The 19544-nt window shown below is 63.0% G+C and carries 19 protein-coding genes; 4 read left to right on the top strand and 15 right to left on the bottom strand.

Annotated elements, in window-relative coordinates; all coding sequences use genetic code 11:
• Window positions 1–67 precede the first annotated feature (67 nt).
• Window positions 68–838, top strand: a complete 771-nt coding sequence (locus RIN13_RS06740) for a VTT domain-containing protein (protein ID WP_309106580.1) — start codon at window positions 68–70, stop codon at window positions 836–838.
• Window positions 839–946: 108 nt separating this feature from the next.
• On the opposite strand, the gene rdgB is transcribed toward RIN13_RS06740, so the two are convergent.
• The 6 genes from rdgB to clpS all read right to left on the bottom strand — a co-directional run bounded on the left by rdgB (window position 947) and on the right by clpS (window position 5377).
• Window positions 947–1624 (bottom strand): RdgB/HAM1 family non-canonical purine NTP pyrophosphatase, encoded by a 678-nt coding sequence (rdgB, locus tag RIN13_RS06735; RefSeq protein WP_375164736.1) that lies wholly within the window; start codon window positions 1622–1624, stop codon window positions 947–949.
• Between the two features lie 5 nt (window positions 1625–1629).
• On the bottom strand, window positions 1630–2388 hold the full coding sequence (gene rph / locus RIN13_RS06730) for a ribonuclease PH (protein ID WP_281507014.1): 759 nt from the start codon (window positions 2386–2388) through the stop codon (window positions 1630–1632).
• Window positions 2389–2471: 83 nt separating this feature from the next.
• Entirely contained in the window at window positions 2472–3269 is a 798-nt protein-coding gene (locus tag RIN13_RS06725) for an MBL fold metallo-hydrolase (protein WP_309106558.1), read from the bottom strand.
• Complete coding sequence (gene murI / locus RIN13_RS06720; protein ID WP_375164734.1) at window positions 3266–4294, bottom strand: glutamate racemase; 1029 nt, start codon at window positions 4292–4294, stop codon at window positions 3266–3268. The genes RIN13_RS06725 and murI overlap by 4 nt, the downstream gene beginning before the upstream one ends.
• A 143-nt stretch (window positions 4295–4437) precedes the next feature.
• Window positions 4438–5016 (bottom strand): DUF2017 domain-containing protein, encoded by a 579-nt coding sequence (locus tag RIN13_RS06715; RefSeq protein ID WP_309106556.1) that lies wholly within the window; start codon window positions 5014–5016, stop codon window positions 4438–4440.
• Window positions 5009–5377 (bottom strand): ATP-dependent Clp protease adapter ClpS, encoded by a 369-nt coding sequence (gene clpS / locus RIN13_RS06710; RefSeq protein WP_309106555.1) that lies wholly within the window; start codon window positions 5375–5377, stop codon window positions 5009–5011. Before clpS ends, RIN13_RS06715 begins: the two co-directional genes overlap by 8 nt.
• A gap of 110 nt (window positions 5378–5487) precedes the next feature.
• On the opposite strand from clpS, the gene RIN13_RS06705 reads away from it, so the two are divergent.
• Together RIN13_RS06705 and RIN13_RS06700 are read left to right on the top strand one after the other, a co-directional pair.
• On the top strand, window positions 5488–6816 hold the full coding sequence (locus tag RIN13_RS06705) for a nicotinate phosphoribosyltransferase (RefSeq protein ID WP_309106554.1): 1329 nt from the start codon (window positions 5488–5490) through the stop codon (window positions 6814–6816).
• The gene (locus tag RIN13_RS06700; protein WP_309106553.1) at window positions 6817–7455 is read left to right on the top strand and encodes an isochorismatase family protein; all 639 of its coding nucleotides are present in this window, start codon (window positions 6817–6819) and stop codon (window positions 7453–7455) included.
• 3 nt (window positions 7456–7458) lie between these two features.
• On the opposite strand, the gene RIN13_RS06695 is transcribed toward RIN13_RS06700, so the two are convergent.
• From RIN13_RS06695 to RIN13_RS06660, 8 genes are all read right to left on the bottom strand, one after another.
• Window positions 7459–9237, bottom strand: coding sequence for a DEAD/DEAH box helicase (locus RIN13_RS06695; RefSeq protein ID WP_309106552.1), 1779 nt, complete (start codon window positions 9235–9237; stop codon window positions 7459–7461).
• Between the two features lie 333 nt (window positions 9238–9570).
• Window positions 9571–9900 carry a DUF3039 domain-containing protein gene (locus tag RIN13_RS06690; RefSeq protein WP_247042931.1) on the bottom strand — a complete coding sequence of 110 codons (330 nt, stop codon included), beginning with the start codon at window positions 9898–9900 and terminating at the stop codon, window positions 9571–9573.
• A gap of 94 nt (window positions 9901–9994) precedes the next feature.
• Complete coding sequence (gene nagB / locus RIN13_RS06685; protein ID WP_309106551.1) at window positions 9995–10777, bottom strand: glucosamine-6-phosphate deaminase; 783 nt, start codon at window positions 10775–10777, stop codon at window positions 9995–9997.
• Window positions 10778–10801: 24 nt separating this feature from the next.
• Complete coding sequence (locus RIN13_RS06680; RefSeq protein ID WP_309106550.1) at window positions 10802–12373, bottom strand: transporter; 1572 nt, start codon at window positions 12371–12373, stop codon at window positions 10802–10804.
• On the bottom strand, window positions 12355–13149 hold the full coding sequence (locus RIN13_RS06675) for an ABC transporter ATP-binding protein (protein ID WP_309106549.1): 795 nt from the start codon (window positions 13147–13149) through the stop codon (window positions 12355–12357). The genes RIN13_RS06680 and RIN13_RS06675 overlap by 19 nt, the downstream gene beginning before the upstream one ends.
• Window positions 13150–13221: 72 nt before the next feature.
• Window positions 13222–14322, bottom strand: a complete 1101-nt coding sequence (locus tag RIN13_RS06670; protein WP_309106548.1) for an NADH:flavin oxidoreductase/NADH oxidase — start codon at window positions 14320–14322, stop codon at window positions 13222–13224.
• On the bottom strand, window positions 14322–15326 hold the full coding sequence (locus tag RIN13_RS06665; RefSeq protein ID WP_309106547.1) for a tetratricopeptide repeat protein: 1005 nt from the start codon (window positions 15324–15326) through the stop codon (window positions 14322–14324). The genes RIN13_RS06670 and RIN13_RS06665 overlap by 1 nt, the downstream gene beginning before the upstream one ends.
• A gap of 48 nt (window positions 15327–15374) precedes the next feature.
• Window positions 15375–17171: a hypothetical protein gene (locus tag RIN13_RS06660; RefSeq protein WP_309106546.1), complete on the bottom strand. Its 1797-nt coding sequence runs from the start codon at window positions 17169–17171 to the stop codon at window positions 15375–15377.
• 203 nt (window positions 17172–17374) lie between these two features.
• Here RIN13_RS06660 and RIN13_RS06655 point away from each other — a divergent pair, with 203 nt between their 5' ends.
• Window positions 17375–18667, top strand: coding sequence for an AI-2E family transporter (locus RIN13_RS06655; RefSeq protein ID WP_375164733.1), 1293 nt, complete (start codon window positions 17375–17377; stop codon window positions 18665–18667).
• Between the two features lie 43 nt (window positions 18668–18710).
• Here the strand turns inward: RIN13_RS06655 and RIN13_RS06650 are convergent, their stop codons facing one another.
• Complete coding sequence (locus RIN13_RS06650) at window positions 18711–19508, bottom strand: alpha/beta hydrolase (RefSeq protein ID WP_309106545.1); 798 nt, start codon at window positions 19506–19508, stop codon at window positions 18711–18713.
• Between the last annotated feature and the right edge of the window lie 36 nt (window positions 19509–19544).

Below are 19544 nucleotides of genomic sequence, written 5' to 3'. Positions count from 1 at the left end.
CCGGGAAGGCCCGGTGCGCCAGTCCACAGGATCAGTCCAGTAACCTAGAAGCGTGAATCTAACTGCGATGAGTGACTTTGCCGTGTCCGCATTGGGGGGTGCGGGGCCCGTACAACCGCACCTGGCCTCGTTCCTGCCTGACTGGCTTAACCCCCAGATTTTTTTGGCTGACCCTGCTTTGGCCCCGTGGGTAGTGCTTCTGGTCTGCGGCATCATCTTCGCTGAAACAGGGCTGCTGATCGGGTTCTTTCTTCCAGGTGACTCGTTGCTCTTCACGGCCGGGCTGCTCGTTGCGACTGACACCATCAAGTTCAACATCTGGCTTTTTGCCGCCCTGATCATCGTGTCTGCGATCGTGGGAAACCAGACCGGTTACCTCATTGGCTCCAAGGCCGGGCCTGCGATCTTCAACAAGCCGGATTCACGCCTGTTCAAGCGTGAGAACGTGGACAAGGCCCATGCATTCTTTGAAAAGCACGGCGGCAAAGCGCTGATCCTGGCCCGGTTTGTCCCCATCATCAGGACCTTCGTTCCGGTGATCGTGGGTGTTGCCCAGATGAGCAAGCGGAAGTTCTTCCTGTTCAACGTGATCGGCGCCTTCCTGTGGGGCGGCGGCGTTACGCTGCTTGGCTACCTGCTGGGCGACCGGATCCCGTGGGTCCGCGACAACCTGGACATCATCTTCATCATCATTGTCCTGGTCTCCGTCATTCCGATCGGCATCGAGGTCCTCAAGGGAATCTCGGCCAAGCGGCAGGCCGCGGCCTACGGCACAGATGCAGTGGACGAGTTCATCGAAGAGCACGCCCCGGAGAACGAACGCAAAACCAACCCGTAACTCCTGATCTTCCCGGTCACGAGGTAAAGACGGCCCTCCCCCGCATGAACGCTGCTGGCCAGCAAAGCTCATGCGGGGGAGGGCCGTTTTTGTCTGGGCGGGCGGGTCTTAGTGCCGGGCCAGCGCGTCGATGATGGCCGGCAGCAGGGCCCTGAACGCCTTGCCGCGGTGACTGATCGCGTTCTTTTCCTCCGCGCTCAACTCCGCGCAGCTGCGGTCATAGCCGATCGGCTGCAGAATCGGATCGTAGCCGAAGCCGCCGTCGCCGCGGGGTTCACGCAGCAACGTCCCTTCAAGCTGGCCGTATTCCACCATCTGTCTACCCTCCGGGCCCTGATCGACGGCACCGGAAGCCTCTGTCCCCGGGTTGGAGGGGACTGCCAAGGCTGCCGCGCAGACGAAGGCTGCTCCACGATGGCTGTCAGGTACATCGGAGAGCTGGGCGAGCAGCAACTCCAGGTTGGCTGCATCGTCGCCGTGCCGGCCACACCAGCGGGCCGAGAAAATCCCCGGTGCGCCGCCCAGGACATCAACTGCCAGTCCTGAGTCGTCGGCAATGGCCAGGAGTCCTGTCGCATCCGCCACAGCCCGTGCCTTGAGGAGGGAGTTCTCGGCGAAGGTCACCCCGGTCTCAGGGACATCCGGCGCACCTGCGGCGGAGGCATCGATGACCTGGGTATCGACGTCGAGCCCGGGGACCTGACCGCGCAGGAGTTCGCGCAGCTCCCGGAGTTTTCCCTTGTTATGGGTCGCCAGGACAAGGAGGGGGGCGTGCGTTCCGGCGATTTCGGTCACGGGGCTTCCGCGAGGGTTTCGCGCTGGATCACTGCCAGTTGCCCGGTTCCGAGGAGGGCAAGGTCCAGCAGCTTGTTCAGCTCGTCACGGTCAAAGGGCGCTCCTTCAGCGGTTCCCTGGACCTCCACGAACTTGCCGGAGCCGGTGACCACAACATTCATGTCCGTCTCGGCGCGCACGTCCTCAACGTACGGCAGGTCCAGCATCGGGATCCCGTCGATGATCCCCACTGACACAGCCGCGATGGTATCGATCAGAGGTTGGGCATTGCGGGAGATGATTTTGTTCTCGCGGGCGAAGCGGATGGCCTCGGCCAGGGCAACGTAGGCGCCAGTGATGGCAGCGGTGCGGGTACCGCCGTCGGCCTGGAGAACGTCACAGTCCAGCACGATCGTGTTTTCACCGAGTGCTTTGGTGTCAATGATGGACCGGAGCGAGCGGCCGATCAGGCGGGAAATTTCATGGGTGCGTCCGCCGATTTTGCCCTTGACGGACTCCCGGTCAGAGCGGGTGTTCGTTGCCCGGGGCAGCATGGCGTACTCAGCAGTTACCCAGCCGCGGCCCTCGCCCTTGAGCCAGCGGGGCACGCCTTCAGTCAGCGATGCGGTGCACAGGACCCTGGTGTTTCCGAACTCGATCAGCGCAGAACCCTCAGCCTGCTTGGACCAGCCGCGGGTGATGCTGATGGGGCGGAGTTGGTCAGGGGTGCGGCCGTCGGCGCGGATAACAGGGGTGGTCAGTGCTTCAGAAGTCATGCCCCTAGCTTATCCACTCACAATGGCATGGCTCGCCCGTGAAAAGCCCATCCGACTGGCTCGACCGGCTCAGGCGGGAGACCTCAGACCGTGTAGTGCACCCCAGCCACGGCCACGGCCACGTCTCCCGAAAACACCGGACGTGCCTCCGCCATGACGGTGGTCTGCGACGTCCACACCGGAATGTGTGTCAGCAACAGACGGCGGGCACCAGCCGCAGCAGCTGCCTCTCCGGCACGCTTTCCCGTCAGGTGCACATCCTTGACGGCGTCGTCCCGTCCTTCCTCAAACGCGGCCTCGCAAAGGAAAAGATCCGCGTCCTTTGCAGCTTCTTCCAGCCCGCTGCACGAATCAGTATCTCCGGAGTAGGTCAGGACCCGTGTTACAGGAACCCCTTCGCGGGACGGTTCCGTCACCTCCACCCGCAAGGCATACGCTTCTTCGACCGGATGGTTGACGGCGAACGGGGTAACAGTGAAGGGTCCCAGGGCAACGGGTTGGCGTTCAGCCCAGTTGCTGAAGTCGAATTCCTCGTGCATGCCCGGATTGAGCTCCAGCCCGTAAGCCGTAGCCATCCTGTCCGCCGTCGCAGCCGGCCCCCACACCGGAATCCGGTCCCGGCCCCAACCGCCCGGCTTCCACCGCACTGCGACATGGAGCCCGCACAGATCCATGCAGTGGTCCGGGTGCAGGTGGGTCAGGAAGATGGCGTCGATGTCTTCCAGATCCGTGTAGCGCTGAATCGCGCCAAGGGCGCCGCTGCCGAGGTCCAGGACTATTTTCCACGTCCGCTCGCCGTCGTGGGCAGTCAGGAGGTAGCACGACGCCGGCGATCCCGGGCCCGGAAAGGACCCTGTACAGCCCACTATGGTCAGCTTCACGTCGCGGAACCTCCTGCAATGGAGTTTTCCACAAAATTGGAGGTTCGGGGACGAACTCCCCCCGAGCGCGCGGCGGCAATCATTTCCGGAGTGATCCGGGCCAGGCTGCCGGTGGGGTATTGCGCAGCTACATGGGCTACATGCTGCACGCTCAGCACCTCGGGGCCGAGGAAACGCCTGGCAAGGGATTCGAACTGCTCAGCATCGCCTGTGGCGATGAAGTGGTGCTCGGGCGGGCTCACGGATGTCCGCTCCAGGCCGCGGGTGGCCAACGCACGGTAGACGTCCTTGGCGGTTTCTTCGGCGCTGGAGACGAGGGTGACGTCGTCGCCCATCACGAAGGAAATGACGCCGGTAAGCAGAGGGTAGTGTGTACAGCCCAGGACCACAGTGTCCACGCCTGCGGACTTCAGCGGGTCCAGGTATTCCCGCGCGACAGCCAGCAGCTCCGGACCTGTTGTAATTCCGGCCTCCACGTAGCTGACGAAGGCAGGACAGGCCACCGACGTGATCTCCAGATCCGGAGCTGCTGCGAAAGTGTCGTCGTAGGCGCGTGACCCGATTGTTGCCGAGGTTCCGATGACGCCGATCCGCCCGCTCCGCGTTGCCGCCACCGCCCGCCGGACTGCCGGCTGGATGACTTCGATGACAGGGATGCCGTAACGGGCTGTGTACCGTTCGCGTGCATCCCGAAGCACAGCGGCCGACGCCGAGTTGCAGGCGATGGTCAGCAGCTTGACCCCGGAATCCACCAGTTCGTCCATCACGCCCAGGGCATTGGCGCGCACTTCCGCGATGGGCAGCGGGCCGTACGGGCCGTTGGCTGTATCGCCGACGTAAAGAATGGATTCGTTGGGCAACTGGTCAATGATGGACCGGGCAACGGTCAGTCCCCCGACGCCCGAATCGAAGACACCTATTGGCCGGGACCCCATATCGCTGGCCGAAGCAGTGGATGAGGTGCTGCTTGTCTGGGATTCCGATACAGCTCCCGCTGCCGGATCCATGCTCGATGCTGAAGTCATGATTATTCGAGGATAGGGCTTCCCACTGGCTCCGGCCATTAGATGTGTCCCTTGGCTCATGTCTGTTGGGTCACACTAATCGTCGGCATGGAGACAGGAAGGCCGGACAATCCTGCGGAGTGTGGGGAGACCTCTGCCCGTGATCAACGCCGCGTGCCGGGTTGGGTGTCCAGCGAGTGCACCATCGCCTGTACCAGCGACTCCTGAAGCCACGTGGTGAAGTTGTAGACGAGTGCCAGGTAACTTTCCACGTCTTCAGCCTGGGACCAGTCCTGCATCAGATGGACATGTTCGGCGTCGGCTTCATCCTGGATGTCCAAGCGCTCAGCCAACACCAGCCGAACGTCATTGAGCGCTGTAGACCAATGCCTGGCGTCAGTCTCCGTCAGGGTCAGATCGTCTTTGTCCAGGCCCAGCGAGGCAGCCCGCAGGGCGCCGATCTTGCCTTCACGGAGCGAGCGTTCGGTGAGTTGCCGGAACTCCAGTGACGCGGCGCCGTCGTCCTTCATGACGTTGGGAAGGAGCCGCCGGACCGCTCTGTCCGTGGGTTCCTTCACCTCCATGTCGAGTCCTATCAGAGCAGAGAGCGGGTCCTGGTTCTCCCGCTCCTCAGGCTCCAGCATGGCAACCACGTCAGCGAAAAGGCCCCGCAGCAGTTCCCGTTCGGCCGGTTCGAGGTAGCCCGTGATTCCCTTGAGCCCGTATTTGAATGCCTTAGCCACGTTTTCCCTTGCCCTTGCCGGAGGTGCCGTCCTTGCCGCCGCTGGTGGCCTTCTCCACCGTGGCCCAGAGCCCATAGCCGTGCATTGCGACGGCATGCTGCTCCACCTGCTCCTTGCTGCCGTGGGCCACGATGGAGCGGCCCTTCTTGTGGACTTCCATCATGAGCTTGTCCGCCTTCGTCTCCGAATATCCGAAGTAGCTCCGGAAAACGAAGCTGACGTAGCTCATCAGGTTCACCGGATCGTTCCAGATCACGAGGTTCCAGGGGACGTCCGGGGCGGTCAGGGAATCGGCTGACACCACTGTTCCGGTCTGGGTGCTCTCCCTCGTATCGGGGCCGAGCGCAACGCTGAGGGTCATCTGTCCATTCTATGGGGATGCTGGGCCCGCGCCGGATGGGCCCACGCTGGCGCGGGCCCCGCGGCGAAGCGAAGCGAGACGAGGGAGCCGGTGGGGACTAGAGTGAATTTGTGAGTACCCCTGCTGGCCGGGACCATCCCCGGACGTCCTTGTACACCGACCATTACGAGCTGACCATGCTCCAGGCCGCGCTGCACTCCGGCGCCGCACAGCGGAAATGCGTTTTTGAGGCCTTCGCCCGGCGCCTTCCCGACGGCCGCCGTTACGGCATTGTTGCCGGTACAGGACGGCTGCTTGAGGGCATAGCGGACTTTCGCTTCGGGCCCGCTGAACTCGATTTCCTGCGCCGCAACCAGATCGTGAACGAGGAGACGCTGGAGTATCTGTCCACGTACAGGTTCTCTGGGGACGTCTGGGGTTATGCGGAGGGCGAAGCGTACTTTCCCTACTCCCCCATCCTGATCGTCGAAGCTACCTTCGCTGAAGCCTGCATTCTTGAAACCTATGTCCTGTCAGTGCTGAACCATGACAGCGCCATTGCTTCTGCGGCCTCCCGAATGGTGACGGCTGCCGGAAACCGTCCATGCATCGAAATGGGTTCCCGCCGCACCCAGGAGGAATCCGCAGCAGCGGCCGCCCGTGCCGCCGTCGTCGCCGGCTTCGCCAGCACCTCAAACCTGGAGGCAGGCCTCAGGTACGGAATAAAAACGGTCGGCACCGCCGCCCATTCGTTCACCCTGCTCCATGACTCGGAGCGGCAAGCGTTCGAGGCGCAGATCGCCTCGATGGGCCCCGGCACCTCGCTGCTCGTGGATACGTACGACGTCGAGGCCGGCGTCAGGACCGCCGTTGAGCTTGCGGGGCCCTCCTTGGGCGCCGTCCGCCTGGACTCCGGCGACCTGATAGCGCAGGCCCAGTGGGTCAGGCAGCTCCTGGACGACCTCGGCAACCACAACACAAAAATTGTCGTTACGTCTGACCTGGACGAGTACGCCATCGCAGCGCTGCAGTCCGCACCCGTCGATTCCTACGGCGTCGGGACCTCTTTGGTCACAGGTTCGGGCGCTCCGACCGCAAGCATGGTCTACAAACTGGTGAGCCGGACAGACGACAACGGCGACTTCGTGTCAGTGGCCAAGGCCGCCAAGAACAAGGCGAGCAGGGGCGGACGGAAATACGCGCTGCGCCGGCTGAACGAGCAAGGCATCGCCTCGCAGGAAATCCTGGGAGTCGGCCACCACCCCGAGGACGACGGAAATGACCGGATGCTCCTCCAGCAGTTCATTAAGAACGGCGAGCTCCTGCCCGGCTGGACGGGGCCCGAGGGTGTTGTCCGGGCCCGCCAACGGCATATGGATTCAATGGCAGAGCTGCCCGCTGTGGTCAACCGCCTGCAGCGTGGCGAACCCGCCATCCCTACTGTTTACGAGGAGGACTGAATGTCCCGTGCCCTGATCATTGTTGATGTACAAAATGACTTCTGCGAAGGAGGGTCCCTTCCGGTGAAGGGCGGCGCAGACGTTGCAGCCGCCATCAGCGAATATGTGGACACCCATCACAACCAGTTCGACCACGTCGTGGCCACGCAGGACTGGCACATCCAGCCCGGGGACCATTTCGCCGAACAGCCTGATTTCGTTGACACCTGGCCCCCGCATTGTGTGGCTGGAACCCGCGGTGCAGAACTGCACCCGGACCTCGACACAGAATACATCGACGCCTACTTCCAAAAGGGCCAATACACCGCCGCCTACTCGGGCTTCGAGGGTGTGCTGGCACCGGAGGACGCTGTTCCTACGGGTGAACGGAAGCCCGGAGGAGCACCCCTGGTTGAAGACGCGGAAGCATTCGCGGCGGACGAGGACGCCATCGGACTGGACGACTGGCTGCAGAGCCATGACGTGGAGGATGTCGTCGTCGTAGGGCTCGCCACTGACTACTGCGTGATGGCGACGGCCCTTGATGCTGTCCAGGCAGGCTACTCGGTCACCGTGATGCGTGAACTGACAGCCGGGATCGCTCCTGACCTCGACGATGCCTACGCTGAAATGGAACTGGGCGGCGTGGATCTCGCCTAAGAGCTACTTTCGTCCGATAAACCAATCCTGCAGTTTGCGAAGGCGGCTCTGAAGCTGCTCTTCGTTGGCCTGCGCCACGGGAGGCCCGCCGCACACTGTTCGCAGTTTGGTGTGGACAACGCCGTGCGGTGTACCCGTCCGGGCAGACCATGCAGCAACGTTCTTGGCCAACTCGTTCCGCAGATCCATCAGCATGCGGTGGTCCGGAACAGCTGCGGCGGGAGCGGTGGCCTCCGGTGACCTCAGCTTCTTGCGGCTCTGCTGTTCATGCTGGCGCTGCCTCAGCAGCGTACCCACCTGCTCGGCATCCAAAAGCCCCGGAATGCCCAGGAAGTCCATCTCGTCCTCAGAACCGACTTCGCCCCCGGTACCGAACTCGCCGCCGTCGAACAGCACCCGGTCAAAGGAGGCCTGGGAATCCAGCGCCTCGAACTTGCCCTTGGTCAGCGAATCTGAGGCCTTCTCCTCGCGGTTCGCCTCATCAATCAGCGAATCTTCCGGGTTAAAAAGGCCATCGCCGTCCTCCTTCTCCGGGCGGTCCAGCGCATGGTCGCGTTCGGCCTCCATCGAGTTGGCAAGCGCCATCAGTTGGGGGACAGATGGCAGGAATACCGACGCCGTTTCTCCGCGCTTCCGCGCGCGGACAAACCTTCCCACAGCCTGGGCAAAAAACAGCGGGGTGGACGTGGATGTTGCGTAGACGCCCACTGAGAGCCGTGGAACGTCTACGCCTTCAGAGACCATCCGCACGGCGACCATCCACCGCTTGTCACTTGCCGTGAATTCCTCGATCTTGCTCGAGGCCTTCGCGTCATCGGAAAGGATCACAGTGGGCGATTCACCGGTAATCTTCTTCAACTGGCCTGCGTAGGCCCTTGCGTCCTCGTGATCCGTCGCGATGACCAGGCCACCGGCGTCGGGCACTGTACGTCGGACTTCGCTAAGCCGCTTATCTGCCCCCGCCAGCACGGCCGGAATCCATTCCCCTGCCGGATTTAACGCCGTCCGCCAGGCCTGGGAGGTGACGTCCTTGGTGACGGCGGCTTCACCCAGGGAAGCCGCCATTTCTTCACCAGCACTGGTACGCCACCGCATCTGTCCCGAGTAGGCCATGAACATGACCGGGCGGACCACGTGGTCGCGGAGAGCGTTTCCGTAGCCGTATGTATAGTCCGCTTTGGAGCGGCGGATGCCGTCCCGGTCTTCGGCGTACTCCACAAAGGGAATAGGGGAAGTGTCGGAGCGGAAGGGGGTACCTGTGAGCGACAAACGGCGTGCTGCTGGATCAAAAGCCTCCCGCAGGCCGTCGCCCCAGGAGAGCGCCTCGCCGCCGTGGTGGATCTCGTCAAGGATCACCAGTGTGCGGGCCGCTTCCGTTTTTGCCCGGTGCAGCATGGGTTTACTGGCAACCTGGGCGTAGGTGACGGCAACGCCGATGAACCCCCGGCCGTGCTGGCCGTCGGCGTTCTTGAAGTTAGGGTCAATCGCGATCCCCACCTTGGCTGCGGCGTCAGCCCACTGCCGTTTGAGGTGATCGGTTGGGGCCACGATGGTCACGCGGTTCACAGCACCGGACTCTATAAGCATCGAGGCGACACGGAGCGCGAAAGTGGTTTTTCCAGCACCCGGGGTTGCTACAGCAAGGAAGTCCTTGGGCTGTGCCGTGAAATACCTGTCGAGGGCTTCCTGCTGCCAGGCCCTGAGTTTCTGTGCGGTTCCCCACGCGGCCCGCTCCGGGTAAGCGGGAGGCAGTGTGGGTCCACCAAAGAGCGTCTCGGTCATGCTGCGCCCACGTTCCCCGGGAGGGTACCTATTGTCAGCGCAACACAAAAAATCACAAAAACACCAATCTGTTCCGGATGGACCGGGTCGGAAGAGAACTGCGGACAGTTCTCCCGTATCAAAGGTAGCAATCGCCCGACGGGCACAGTGGGATGACAGGCCAGGCGCAGGGAATTAAGTGCCGGGAATCAGACCGGGTCCAGCTGGGCTTCGACAGTCACCCGCGTCTCAGACGTAGATGCGGCCGTAGCCTCTCAGCAGTGCGTCAATGAGTTGGCCTGCTCAGTTCCAGAGCAATGGCCTGGACGAGATCCGGCCCTTCTGCACGCGCTTCTACTTCTTGTCGCCCGAGCCCTTGCCGCCGTCGTTGCCGGGACGAAGGCCGTCGTAGACCTCTTTGCACATGGGGCAGACCGGGAACTTCTGGGGATCGCGGCCTGGGGTCCACACCTTGCCGCAAAGTGCGATCACGGGTTCGCCGGACAGGGCGGACTCCATGATCTTTTCCTTGCGGACGTAGTGCGAGAACCGCTCCCGGTCGCCCGGTTCCACTTCCTGGCGGAGTTCTTCGCGCTCAATGGTGGCGGTGGAGCCCCCGGCTCCGGAGAGCTCGCGCATCGGGTCGTTTTCGAAGGGATCCGTCGTGCTTGTCATGCCATCCATCTTAGCGTCCGGAGCAGACAGTAACGCGACCGGTATCGGTGGCCGGCGGCGGAACGGTCCCTCGCCGTCAGTGGCAGTCCTGCAGCCCTCGAGGCTATAAACCCTGCCAGGCAGGCTTGTTGTCGTAACTGTGGCGGTAGTAGTCGGCAAGTTTGAGGGAGGATGCTGCGGCTTCATCAACGAGGATGGTGGCGTGCGGATGCATCTGCAGGACCGATGCGGCACAGATAGCAGACACCGGGCCCTCGACGAAGTTATGGACCGCCTGCGCCTTTTGAGCCCCCGATGCCACCAGAATCACATGCCGCGCTTCCATAATCGTGCCAAGGCCCTGCGTGATGACATGGTGGGGAACATCATTCACGCTGCCAAAAAAGCGCGCATTGTCGCGCCGTGTCTGCTCAATGAGCGTCTTGATCCTCGTCCTGGAGGCTAGGGACGATCCGGGCTCGTTGAATCCGATGTGGCCGTCTGTCCCCACCCCCAGTATCTGCAGGTCAACTCCCCCGGCCTCCTTGATCGCATTTTCATAGGCCTCACATGCCGCCGGGATGTCCTCTGCCGCACCATCAGGAGTGTGCACGTTGCTCTCAGAGATGTTCACCCTGTCCGTAAATTCACGCCGGATGACTTCGCGGTAGGACTGCTCATGGCCCGGTTCCAGGCCAACGTACTCATCCAGGGCGAACCCGCGGGCCTTGCTGAAATCCAGTCCGTTCCGGTCATGCCGCCGTGCCAACTCGTCATAGATGGGCAAAGGCGAGGAGCCGGTAGCCAGCCCCAGGACCGCATCAGGCTTCCGCAGGAGCAGCGCTTCAATGGCATCAGCTGCCACAGCTGCCATGCGTGCAGTCCCGGACAGGATTACAACTTCCAAAATCTGCCAGCTTTCTGTTTTCTGCTACCGGTTGACGGAAAGTTGCGCGAGCAGTTCCGGACCGCGGGTGTCGAGCCACTTGCCCCCGAGCCGGACCCCGGTCCCGAACATCACAAGGCCCAGGAGCGGACCTACAGCCAAGTTTATCCAGCCGAACAGCGGGTCCCCTGTGACAATCTCCAACAGGAGCAACACGCCTTCCGGAGACACGAGCAAAAGCAGCACACCCATACCTCCGAACTGGACCCCCAGGGTCTGCGCCACATTTCCCGGCGGCTTCTTGAACGGGCTGTCACCCGGCAGGGGAACCGCAACGGTGTATCTCGCCGACACTACAGAAGCCAGCCCGAGCCCTGTCAGCAGGATTCCCAGCGAAAAGCCAACAACACCAGGCAGCCTGATCCAGTCCTGGGTGACCATGAAGGGAAATATGCTGAACGCTACCGTGACCGGCAAGGCGAACACGAGGCACGCCGTCGCCCGGCCCAGCCGGTCATCAAGCCCGCGTACACCGCTGGCCAGATGCAGCGCGAAGGCGGTGTTGTCGTAGGAGACGTCGGCAGAGATCGCCCAGGCCAGCATGAAGGCGGTCAGGGGGCCGATCACCGTAAGGACGCCATAGTCGCCGGTCTGGCTTCCTTGGAAGTACATCAGGACCGGTAATAGGGGAATGACTACCAGCGATCCCGAGTAGCGCGGATCCCTGAGCCAATAGGTCAACGCACGTGCGGTGACCGCTCCCGCGGGGGTGGCCGGAAAGAAGGAGAACAGGCCAAGATGCCCGCCCTTGCGCCGTGAACTCCCGGCATAAGGCGGTGAGACCAACGCACGCTCCAGAAGGACCTTCCAACACCACGTCAGGCCGCCAAGCGTCGCCAATGCGATGAGGAGTTTCAGGACTGCCGCGCCGGGGTTTCCCGCTGAGACATCACCGCCGAGTGACCAGGCCGCCCCCAACGGCGTCCATGACAGCGTACGGGCGAAGCCAGGGAGAAAATCCGCAGACTCGGCGATTCCCCTGGTGACTACAGCCGCGAGCGGGCCGAGCAGGATCAGTGGAATCATAAAGACAAGGGAACTGGCGTCCTTGAACCGGCGGGAAGAGGCAAGGCCGGCGGTTGCCGTAGTAACCACCCGGGAAAGCACAATGCAGGTGAGGACCCCCAGGACCGCGCCGGCCAGAGCAGCCATTGGCCCCACCGGGCCACGCCACCAGGTTCCTACCGTGGAAAGCGCGACGATAGCTGTGGCCAGGCCAGGAATGCCGATCAAGCCGCCAAGAGCGAGTCCGGCCAGCAGTCTGGGCATAGGCACGCTGAAGGTGGTGAATCGTGCCGGATCCAGTGTCATGTCGACGGCGGAAGCCACGACCGGGAAAACGGCCCACCCCACGACAGCGGCCGCTCCACCCAGAACCACGAATGTCTGTGCCAGCTCCACCTCTGCTGAGCGCAGCAGGATCAGGGCGACGGCGCAGATTCCGGCGATCCCCAAGGCGTACAAACCGCCGATGGCAAGGCCAATAAGTTGCCACGGGCTGCGCCGGAAACTGTTGCGGAGCAGTGTCAGCTTGAGCCTTAGAAGGTGCGCAACCATTCCAGCCCCTCCGTCTTGCTGCGGCCGCCCACCAGTTGGACGAAACGGTCTTCCAGGCTGGCTCCGGCACGCACTTCATCAACAGTGCCGGCGGCAAGCAGCCGGCCCGCCGCAACCACGGCCACATGGTCACACATACGCTGCACGAGGTCCATCACGTGGCTTGACACAATCACGGTCCCGCCGGAAGCGACGTAGCGGTCAAGGATGTCACGTATGTTGGCAGCCGAGATGGGGTCCACGGATTCAAAAGGCTCATCCAGCACAAGAACGCGGGGCGCGTGAATCAAGGCCGAGGCGAGGGCTATCTTCTTCGTCATACCTGCCGAATAGTCCACCACCAGTGTTCCTGCATCCTGGGTGAGGTCCAAGGCTTCCAGCAGCTCCCGGACACGCAAAGAGACCACAGCCCGATCCATCCCCCGCAGGAGGCCGGCGTATGTGACCAGCTGTTCCCCGGTAAGCCTGTCGAACAGGCGCACTCCGTCCGGCAGTATTCCCATGAGCCTCTTTGCCTCCAGCGGATGTGCCCACACGTCCATGCCCTGCACCAGGGCAGTTCCGAAGTCCGGGCGCAGGAGTCCCGTGGCCATCGACAACATGGTGGTCTTACCCGCCCCGTTGGGACCGACTATCCCGAAAAAGGAACCCGAGGGAACATCAAGGCTGATTCCGTCGACGGCAATCTTGCCTCCGAACCTTTTCGCTATCCCCCGCAGGGACAGCGCCGGTACGGATGGCGGCAGGCTTGGCTGGTCCGGCAGAGGAAGAGTCATGATTCCACACTATCCGCCGCCTGCCTCCACAGGACTCGTCCGAAAGGAGGAATCCTGCGGGATGAGCAATCGTCAGAAAGAGTGACGTGGCCTGGCGCGCTCGTACTGAGGTGGCCAGGAAATGTCGTGCCCCAGCTCGAAGGCAGCCCTAAGCCACCAGTGGGGATCACGTAGTGCAGCGCGGGCAATGAAAATCCCGTCCGCCTGTCCGGTAGCTACAGCGTGTTCTGCCTGGCCGGCGGACGTCAAAAGTCCCACGGTTCCCGTGGCAACGTCAGCCTCGTGCCGGATCCGGGAGGAAAAACCGGTTTGATATCCCGGTCCCGCCTGGATCTTTTGATGCGCCACAGCGCCGCCGCTTGAGACGTCGACGAGGTCAACACCCCGCTCGCCTGCCTGGCGGGCCAGGCGCACAGCGTGATCCACCTCCACTCCACCCTCTGCCCAGTCGGAGGCGGAAATCCGCAGCAGCAAAGGCATCGAATCGGGGATAACGTCCCGAACGGCATCGATGACCGCGAGCATCAGCCGGTTCCTGCCGTCCTCGCTGCCGCCCCAGGCGTCGGTCCTGTCGTTTACCAGGGGACTTTGAAATTCATGGAGCAGGTAGCCGTGGGCACCGTGAATCTCCACGGTATCGAAGCCTGCTTCCACCGCCCGGACCGCGGCCGCGGCGAAATCCCTGATGACACCTTCAATGTCAGCTTCAGTCATTGCAGACGGAGGAGCGTAGCCGTCAAAGGCGCCGGTTCCTGGCCCGACAGTGGCCCAACCGCCGTCGGACTCCTGCACTGAGCCGTTCTGTCCGGAAAAGGGCCAGTAGGTGGAGCCCTTGCGTCCGGCGTGGGCCAGCTGCACTCCGATCTTGGCATCAGCTGCGCCATGCCGGTGCACAAACCGGATGATCCGCTCCCACGCCGAGGCCTGCTCATCGTTGTAGAGGCCCGCATCGAGCGGACTGATCCTGCCGATGGGGTTTACCGCAGCAGCTTCCGTGAGAATCAAGGCTGCGCCCCCTGTCGCGAAGGAGCCCAGATGCATCAGGTGCCAGTCGTTGGGCACCCCTTCGCCGGTTTCCGCCCCGCAGCTGTATTGGCACATGGGTGAGACCCACCCCCGGTGCTGCAGCGTCATCGAACGCAATGTCAGAGGCGTGAAGAGGACGGAGCCCATCAGAAAAGAACCCTGGCGAGTCCTTGCCGGGCTTTGGCCACCCGCTCATCCGAGGGGCCTACAACTTCAAAGAGTTCAAGCAGCCGCACCCTGGCCGTCTCGCGTTCAGGTCCGAAGTTCCTGCCGATAAACGAAACCAGGCGGTTCAGCGCATCCTCAATGTGCCCGCCGGCAAGATCCAGATCAGCAACCGCCAACTGTGCCTCAAGATTGTCCGGCTCGTCCGCGGCGAGCTTGCGCAGCGACTCACCCTCGGGAACCGACAGCGCCTGCAAACGTCCCATCAACTCAACCTGCGCCAGCCCGGCCTTGGCCTCCTGGTCTGAGGGCATTTCTGCCAGTGCCTTCCGGTAGGCGGCGGCCGCGGCAGCATAGTCGCCGGCCTCGATGGCGTCGAACGCTTCCTGGTGCAAGGGCGGAAGCGGGGCTGGCTCAGGTTCCGCGGCTGGTTCTTCGGAACCGCCGATCCTACCGCTTACCCCGTTGGCCGCTGCAACCTTCAGCAGCTCGTCCAGCAGGCTTCGTACCTGCTGTTCATCAGCGCCACCCTGGAAAAGCGGTACGGGTTGGCCCTTCACCACTGCAACCGCGGTGGGGACGGCCTGAACCTGGAAGGCCTGGGCAAGCTGCGGGAACGCCTCAATATCGGCTGTTCCCAGGACCAGCCGGCCGTCATAGGCGTTGATGATCTGTTCCAGGACGTCAAGCATGGCTTCAGAACCCGGCGAATATCCCGCCCAGAGTGCGAAAACAACCGGCACCTGGGTGGAAAGCTCAACAAGTTCCTGGAAATTCGCTTCCGTCGCGGCCACACGAAGCGGGCGTCCGCCGGCGGGACGCTCGGCTCCCCCGGCAGAGCCGGGTGTGGAACTTTGGGCAGCGGGCGGACCTGACGGCGATCCTGAGGCAGCGCGCTGCTTCAGGGCGGAAAGATCGACGGCGCCGCGAAGGTTCAGCTGACTGGCAGCGGCCGGAGGGACAGGGCGGGAAGCTGGCGAACTCATAGCTTCCACTCTAGCCACTCCGGCCGTTGCGGGCGTCAACCCGGGATGTTACTTGAAGCTGGCCCCGATGAGTCCACGGGTGGCCGCTACCAGCTTCATGGGGTCCTTGGAACCTGTGGGGGGCACGTACACGGCAACAGACTCGGCAAAGTTCAGGACCATGCCTGATGTAGTTTCCTTGCCGCCGGCCAGGACTGCAGCGTCATCCCCGATGGTCAGCTTGTCCCCGGAAGCCTTGGGCGTTCCGTCAAAGGCGAAGTCGAGCCGGCCCAGTACCAGGGCGCCGCCGTCAGCCGTCCGGAAGACAACTGTCTGCTTCGGGTCAACCTTGTGGGTGAAGGCGAAATTGCCGTTCGGTCCCGACTTCACCGCGTCTGCCTGGTAGGCGAGAGTGTCGGCGATGTACGGCGAAGACTGGCCTTCAACAAGCTTGTCCTTGAACGTGGAGTCGTCCTTGGCGAGTCGGTCGCCCAGGCCTGCGAGAGCTTCCTCGCCGCTGTAGAGGAGGCCTGACTTGTCACCGGCGGCCAACGATTCGCTGCCCTCAGTCCCGATGGCCGGGAGCGTGGTTCCCGGCTGCAGCGGTGTGGTAAGCACCAGCTTGTAGTTTTCCCGCGGGCCTGCTTGCACGAGCGTGAGGAGCTGCGGGACCACGTTGCCGTCGCCCTGCGTCACGGCGAGTACTGACCGAGGCCAATCGCTCTTGCCGGGGACAACTGCCGTGAGCTGTTTCGTGGCACGTACGGGCATGCGGGCCTCATACGATCCCACCTGCGACCGGATCTTGTAATTCTGCCCACGAACATCCAGTTCGGTTCCGGCGACCCTCGCCCTGAGCTTTTCAACATCCTTCGCGGCGTCGCCTGTGTCTACGGTGCTGGCTACCTGCTCCAGGATCCGGCGGAGCTGGGCGTCCAACAGAACGGGGGCTTCCTCTCCTGCCTCCGGCTCAGCCGGGGCGGAAGAAGCTGCGGAGGGCGACGGAGCCGGAGTCGTGGCTTGGGCGGCAACACCGCTTCCCGCTACGGCGGTGGCAGTGAGAGCGGCAACGATGAATCCGCCGCGGGCCAGGCCCATCCGGCGAAGACCGCTCATACGTGTGAAGTTGGTGGAGTTGACCCGGGTTGAGTTGACGGCGGTTGAGCCAGAGGCGCTTCCGCGACCTGCAGACGTGGAGTCGCGGTCCGGGGACGCGCTGTCAATGCCGCCCGTCCCACCTGTGCGGCTGTTCCTGCCGCCCTTGGGCTTGAACATCAGCAAGGCAAGGCCCGCCAGAACGATCAGTCCACCCAGAACCATAAAGGGCACTGCCCAGGGAGTCGAGGTGTCGTTGTCGAACGTCATGGAAATGGACGACGGCGCCGGCTTGGTTCCGTCCGAAGCGAGCAACAGGCTCCATTCGCCGTCGGCAGGTGCATTCCACGTGTAGTTGAGGTCGCCACTGGCGTTCTCCGTGGAAACCCAGAGATCCGAACCGGCGGGCGTCGGTGACGTGGCTTCACCGTCAGTGTGTGTCACCTGCAGTGACTTGCTGTCCTCGGACACGCCCGAGACAGTGTTGTGGGCGGTTTTTCCGACCCATGCGCTGACGTCATCGGGGCGGCCCGTGGCCAGCAGGAAGCTGCCTTCGCCCTTGACGCTGATCTTGACCGTTCCTCCGCCGTGTGTGCGCAGCTTTTGGTCTATGACGGTCAGGGGCGCGGCAGCGGAGTCGGAGGGCGCCGTGGCTGTTACGGTCTCGGCCGGGGCCCAGATTGTCTTCTGTCCGATCCCGGCCAGCAACACCAGGAGGCCGAGCAGCACTAATGCAACTGCAGTCTTGAAACGCAAAGAATCACCTATCATCAGCGGGGGTTTGCTTTCAATAGTAACCGTTTTGTTACCAATCTCTGAGTTTAGGGTTGGGTACGACGTTGAATCGGCGCCCCTCCCCGGCGCTTCACCCGGGCCGGAATGGGCCTGCTGATAGTGTTTGCGATGATCATCACACCGGCGCCGAAGGCGGTGTAACGCATAGAAACATGCACGGAAAAGGGCACTAAAAAGCTGTGACTGAACACACGGATTCGTCCCCCTCAGGACAGGAAGATCTTCAAGGATCCGTTGCCCCGGAACCTGTTACGGTGGAACGGCCTGCAAAGAACCCGCCCCGGGCCGCTTTCGTCGGATCGGTCCTCCGGCGGCTGCGCCAGCCACTGCCGGGAGCCCAGCCGCGCGTGCGGTTCGAAATGCCCCCCGAGCACATCGATGACGAACAGCTGAGCGGGGAGGACGCTGAGCGGTTCGGCGCTCCCGGTCCACGTATCTCTGCCCAGCATCCGGTCTATGTGGGCTTCATGGGGACCGTTGGCGTGGGGATGGCTTTGCTGGTCTACTGGATTGGCTCCAACACCACGCAGCTGCTGCTCTGGATTGTGGCGGCGCTTTTCATCGCCCTGGGTCTCGATCCGGTGGTGCGCTGGCTTGAGGGCCGCAAGTTGCCGCGGCCTGTGGGTATCCTCGTTTCGGTTGCCGTCCTGGCCTCGGCCGTTGCCGGTTTTTTCGCCACCCTGATCCCCACCATCGTCGAGCAGGTCACTGAGATTGTTGAGCAGGCGCCCGGCTGGGTCCGTGACTTCATCAATTCCGATCTGTTCCGCACGCTCGATGACCAGTTTGGCGTAAGGGACCGGATCACCGAGGAACTGGAAAAGTTCGTCAATGATCCCACAGCAATGAGCGGCATTTTCGGCGGAGTCCTTGGCTTCGGATCCACCGTTGCCAACGGCCTGTTTGGCACCCTGATTGTCCTCGTATTGAGCCTCTACTTCCTGGCGGCCCTTCCGAACATGAAGAAGTGGGCCTATCGGCTGGCTCCACGGTCGCGCCGCGCCAGGGTTGAAGCACTCTCGGAGGAAATCACGGGGTCCGTGGGAAACTATGTCATCGGCCAGGCCGCGGTTGCCGGACTCAACGCGACGTTTGCCTTCATCGTGATGTCGGTGCTTGGCATTCCGTTCGCAGTACTGCTGACGTTTGTGGTGGCCCTGCTCGCCTTCATTCCCCTGGTGGGCGGGCTGATCGCCGGAATTCTGGTAACACTGATAGCACTCACCGCCGGTTGGCAAACCGCGCTCGGCTACGCGATCTGCTACTTCGCCTACCTGCAGTTCGAGGCTTACTTCATCTCCCCGCGGATCATGCAGAAGGCCGTTGCCGTGCCGGGCGCCGTTGCCGTTATCTCAGTCATCGCCGGCGGCAGCCTGCTGGGCGTCCTGGGCGCCCTGATCGCCATTCCGACTGCGGCGGCCATCATGCTGCTGGTGCGCGAGATCTTCATCGTCCGCCAGGACAAGCATTAGGGAACGGCAAACACTAAGCGCAGCAAGCCCTGGGCAACCGGCACTATGGGGCCGCCGTGGCCATTGGCCCGCTCCACTCCTGTGGCAGCTCCGACGCTGCGTCTTCCCCGATCACTTCCGCCACGATTTCGTTAAGAGCCCGCGCAGCGTACTTCTCCCCCACCCACAGATGCTTAGCGCCGTCGACTCCTACAACCTTTGCCTGCGGAACCAGCCTGAACCGTTCAGACCCTGCTGCCGGCTGCAGGTAGTCGTCATGTTCGGGAACCAAGACTTTTAGGGGTTTGCCGGAGGCCGCCCACTCCTTCAGGTGCACGTCGGTGGCCCGGTGCAGCGGGGGCGATAAAAGAATTGCGCCTTCCACCTGTGACGCGACTGGTTCCACTGCACCGTACATCAGGGCGAGTTCTGTGCCGAAGGACCACCCGACGAGCCAGCGGTTGGGCAGCCGGCGTTCGACAGCGAAGCGTACGGCTGCTTCCACGTCATGGCGTTCACCGATCCCCTCCTCGAATTTCCCCTGGCTCGTCCCCCGGGGGGATGACGTTCCGCGGGTGTTGAACCGCAGGACTGCGATCCCCGCGAGCGCAGGCAAACGGTAGGAAGCCTTGCGGTACACGTGGGAATCCATAAAGCCGCCATGCGTGGGCAGCGGATGGAGGGTGATCAGCGTGGCCCTGATCTCTCCCGACTCCGGCACGGCAAGCTCCCCCACCAGCACGTGCCCGTCGCCGGTAGTGATTTCCACGTTTTCGCGCAGTGCAGGAAGTACGGTGGAGGCCCGGATCGCGGCAGGGCCTGGGGACGGGGAGAATGCGTACGACGCCGGGTCAAAAGTCATGCCTATCAGCTTAGCCACCCTCTCTGGCGGGGGCAG

The sequence above is a fragment of the Arthrobacter sp. genome, assembly GCF_031179985.1.
In the GTDB taxonomy this organism is placed as follows: Bacteria; Actinomycetota; Actinomycetes; order Actinomycetales; family Micrococcaceae; genus Arthrobacter.
Note: the sequence above shows the minus strand (reverse complement) of the source record. Positions and strands in the feature narration are given on the sequence as shown.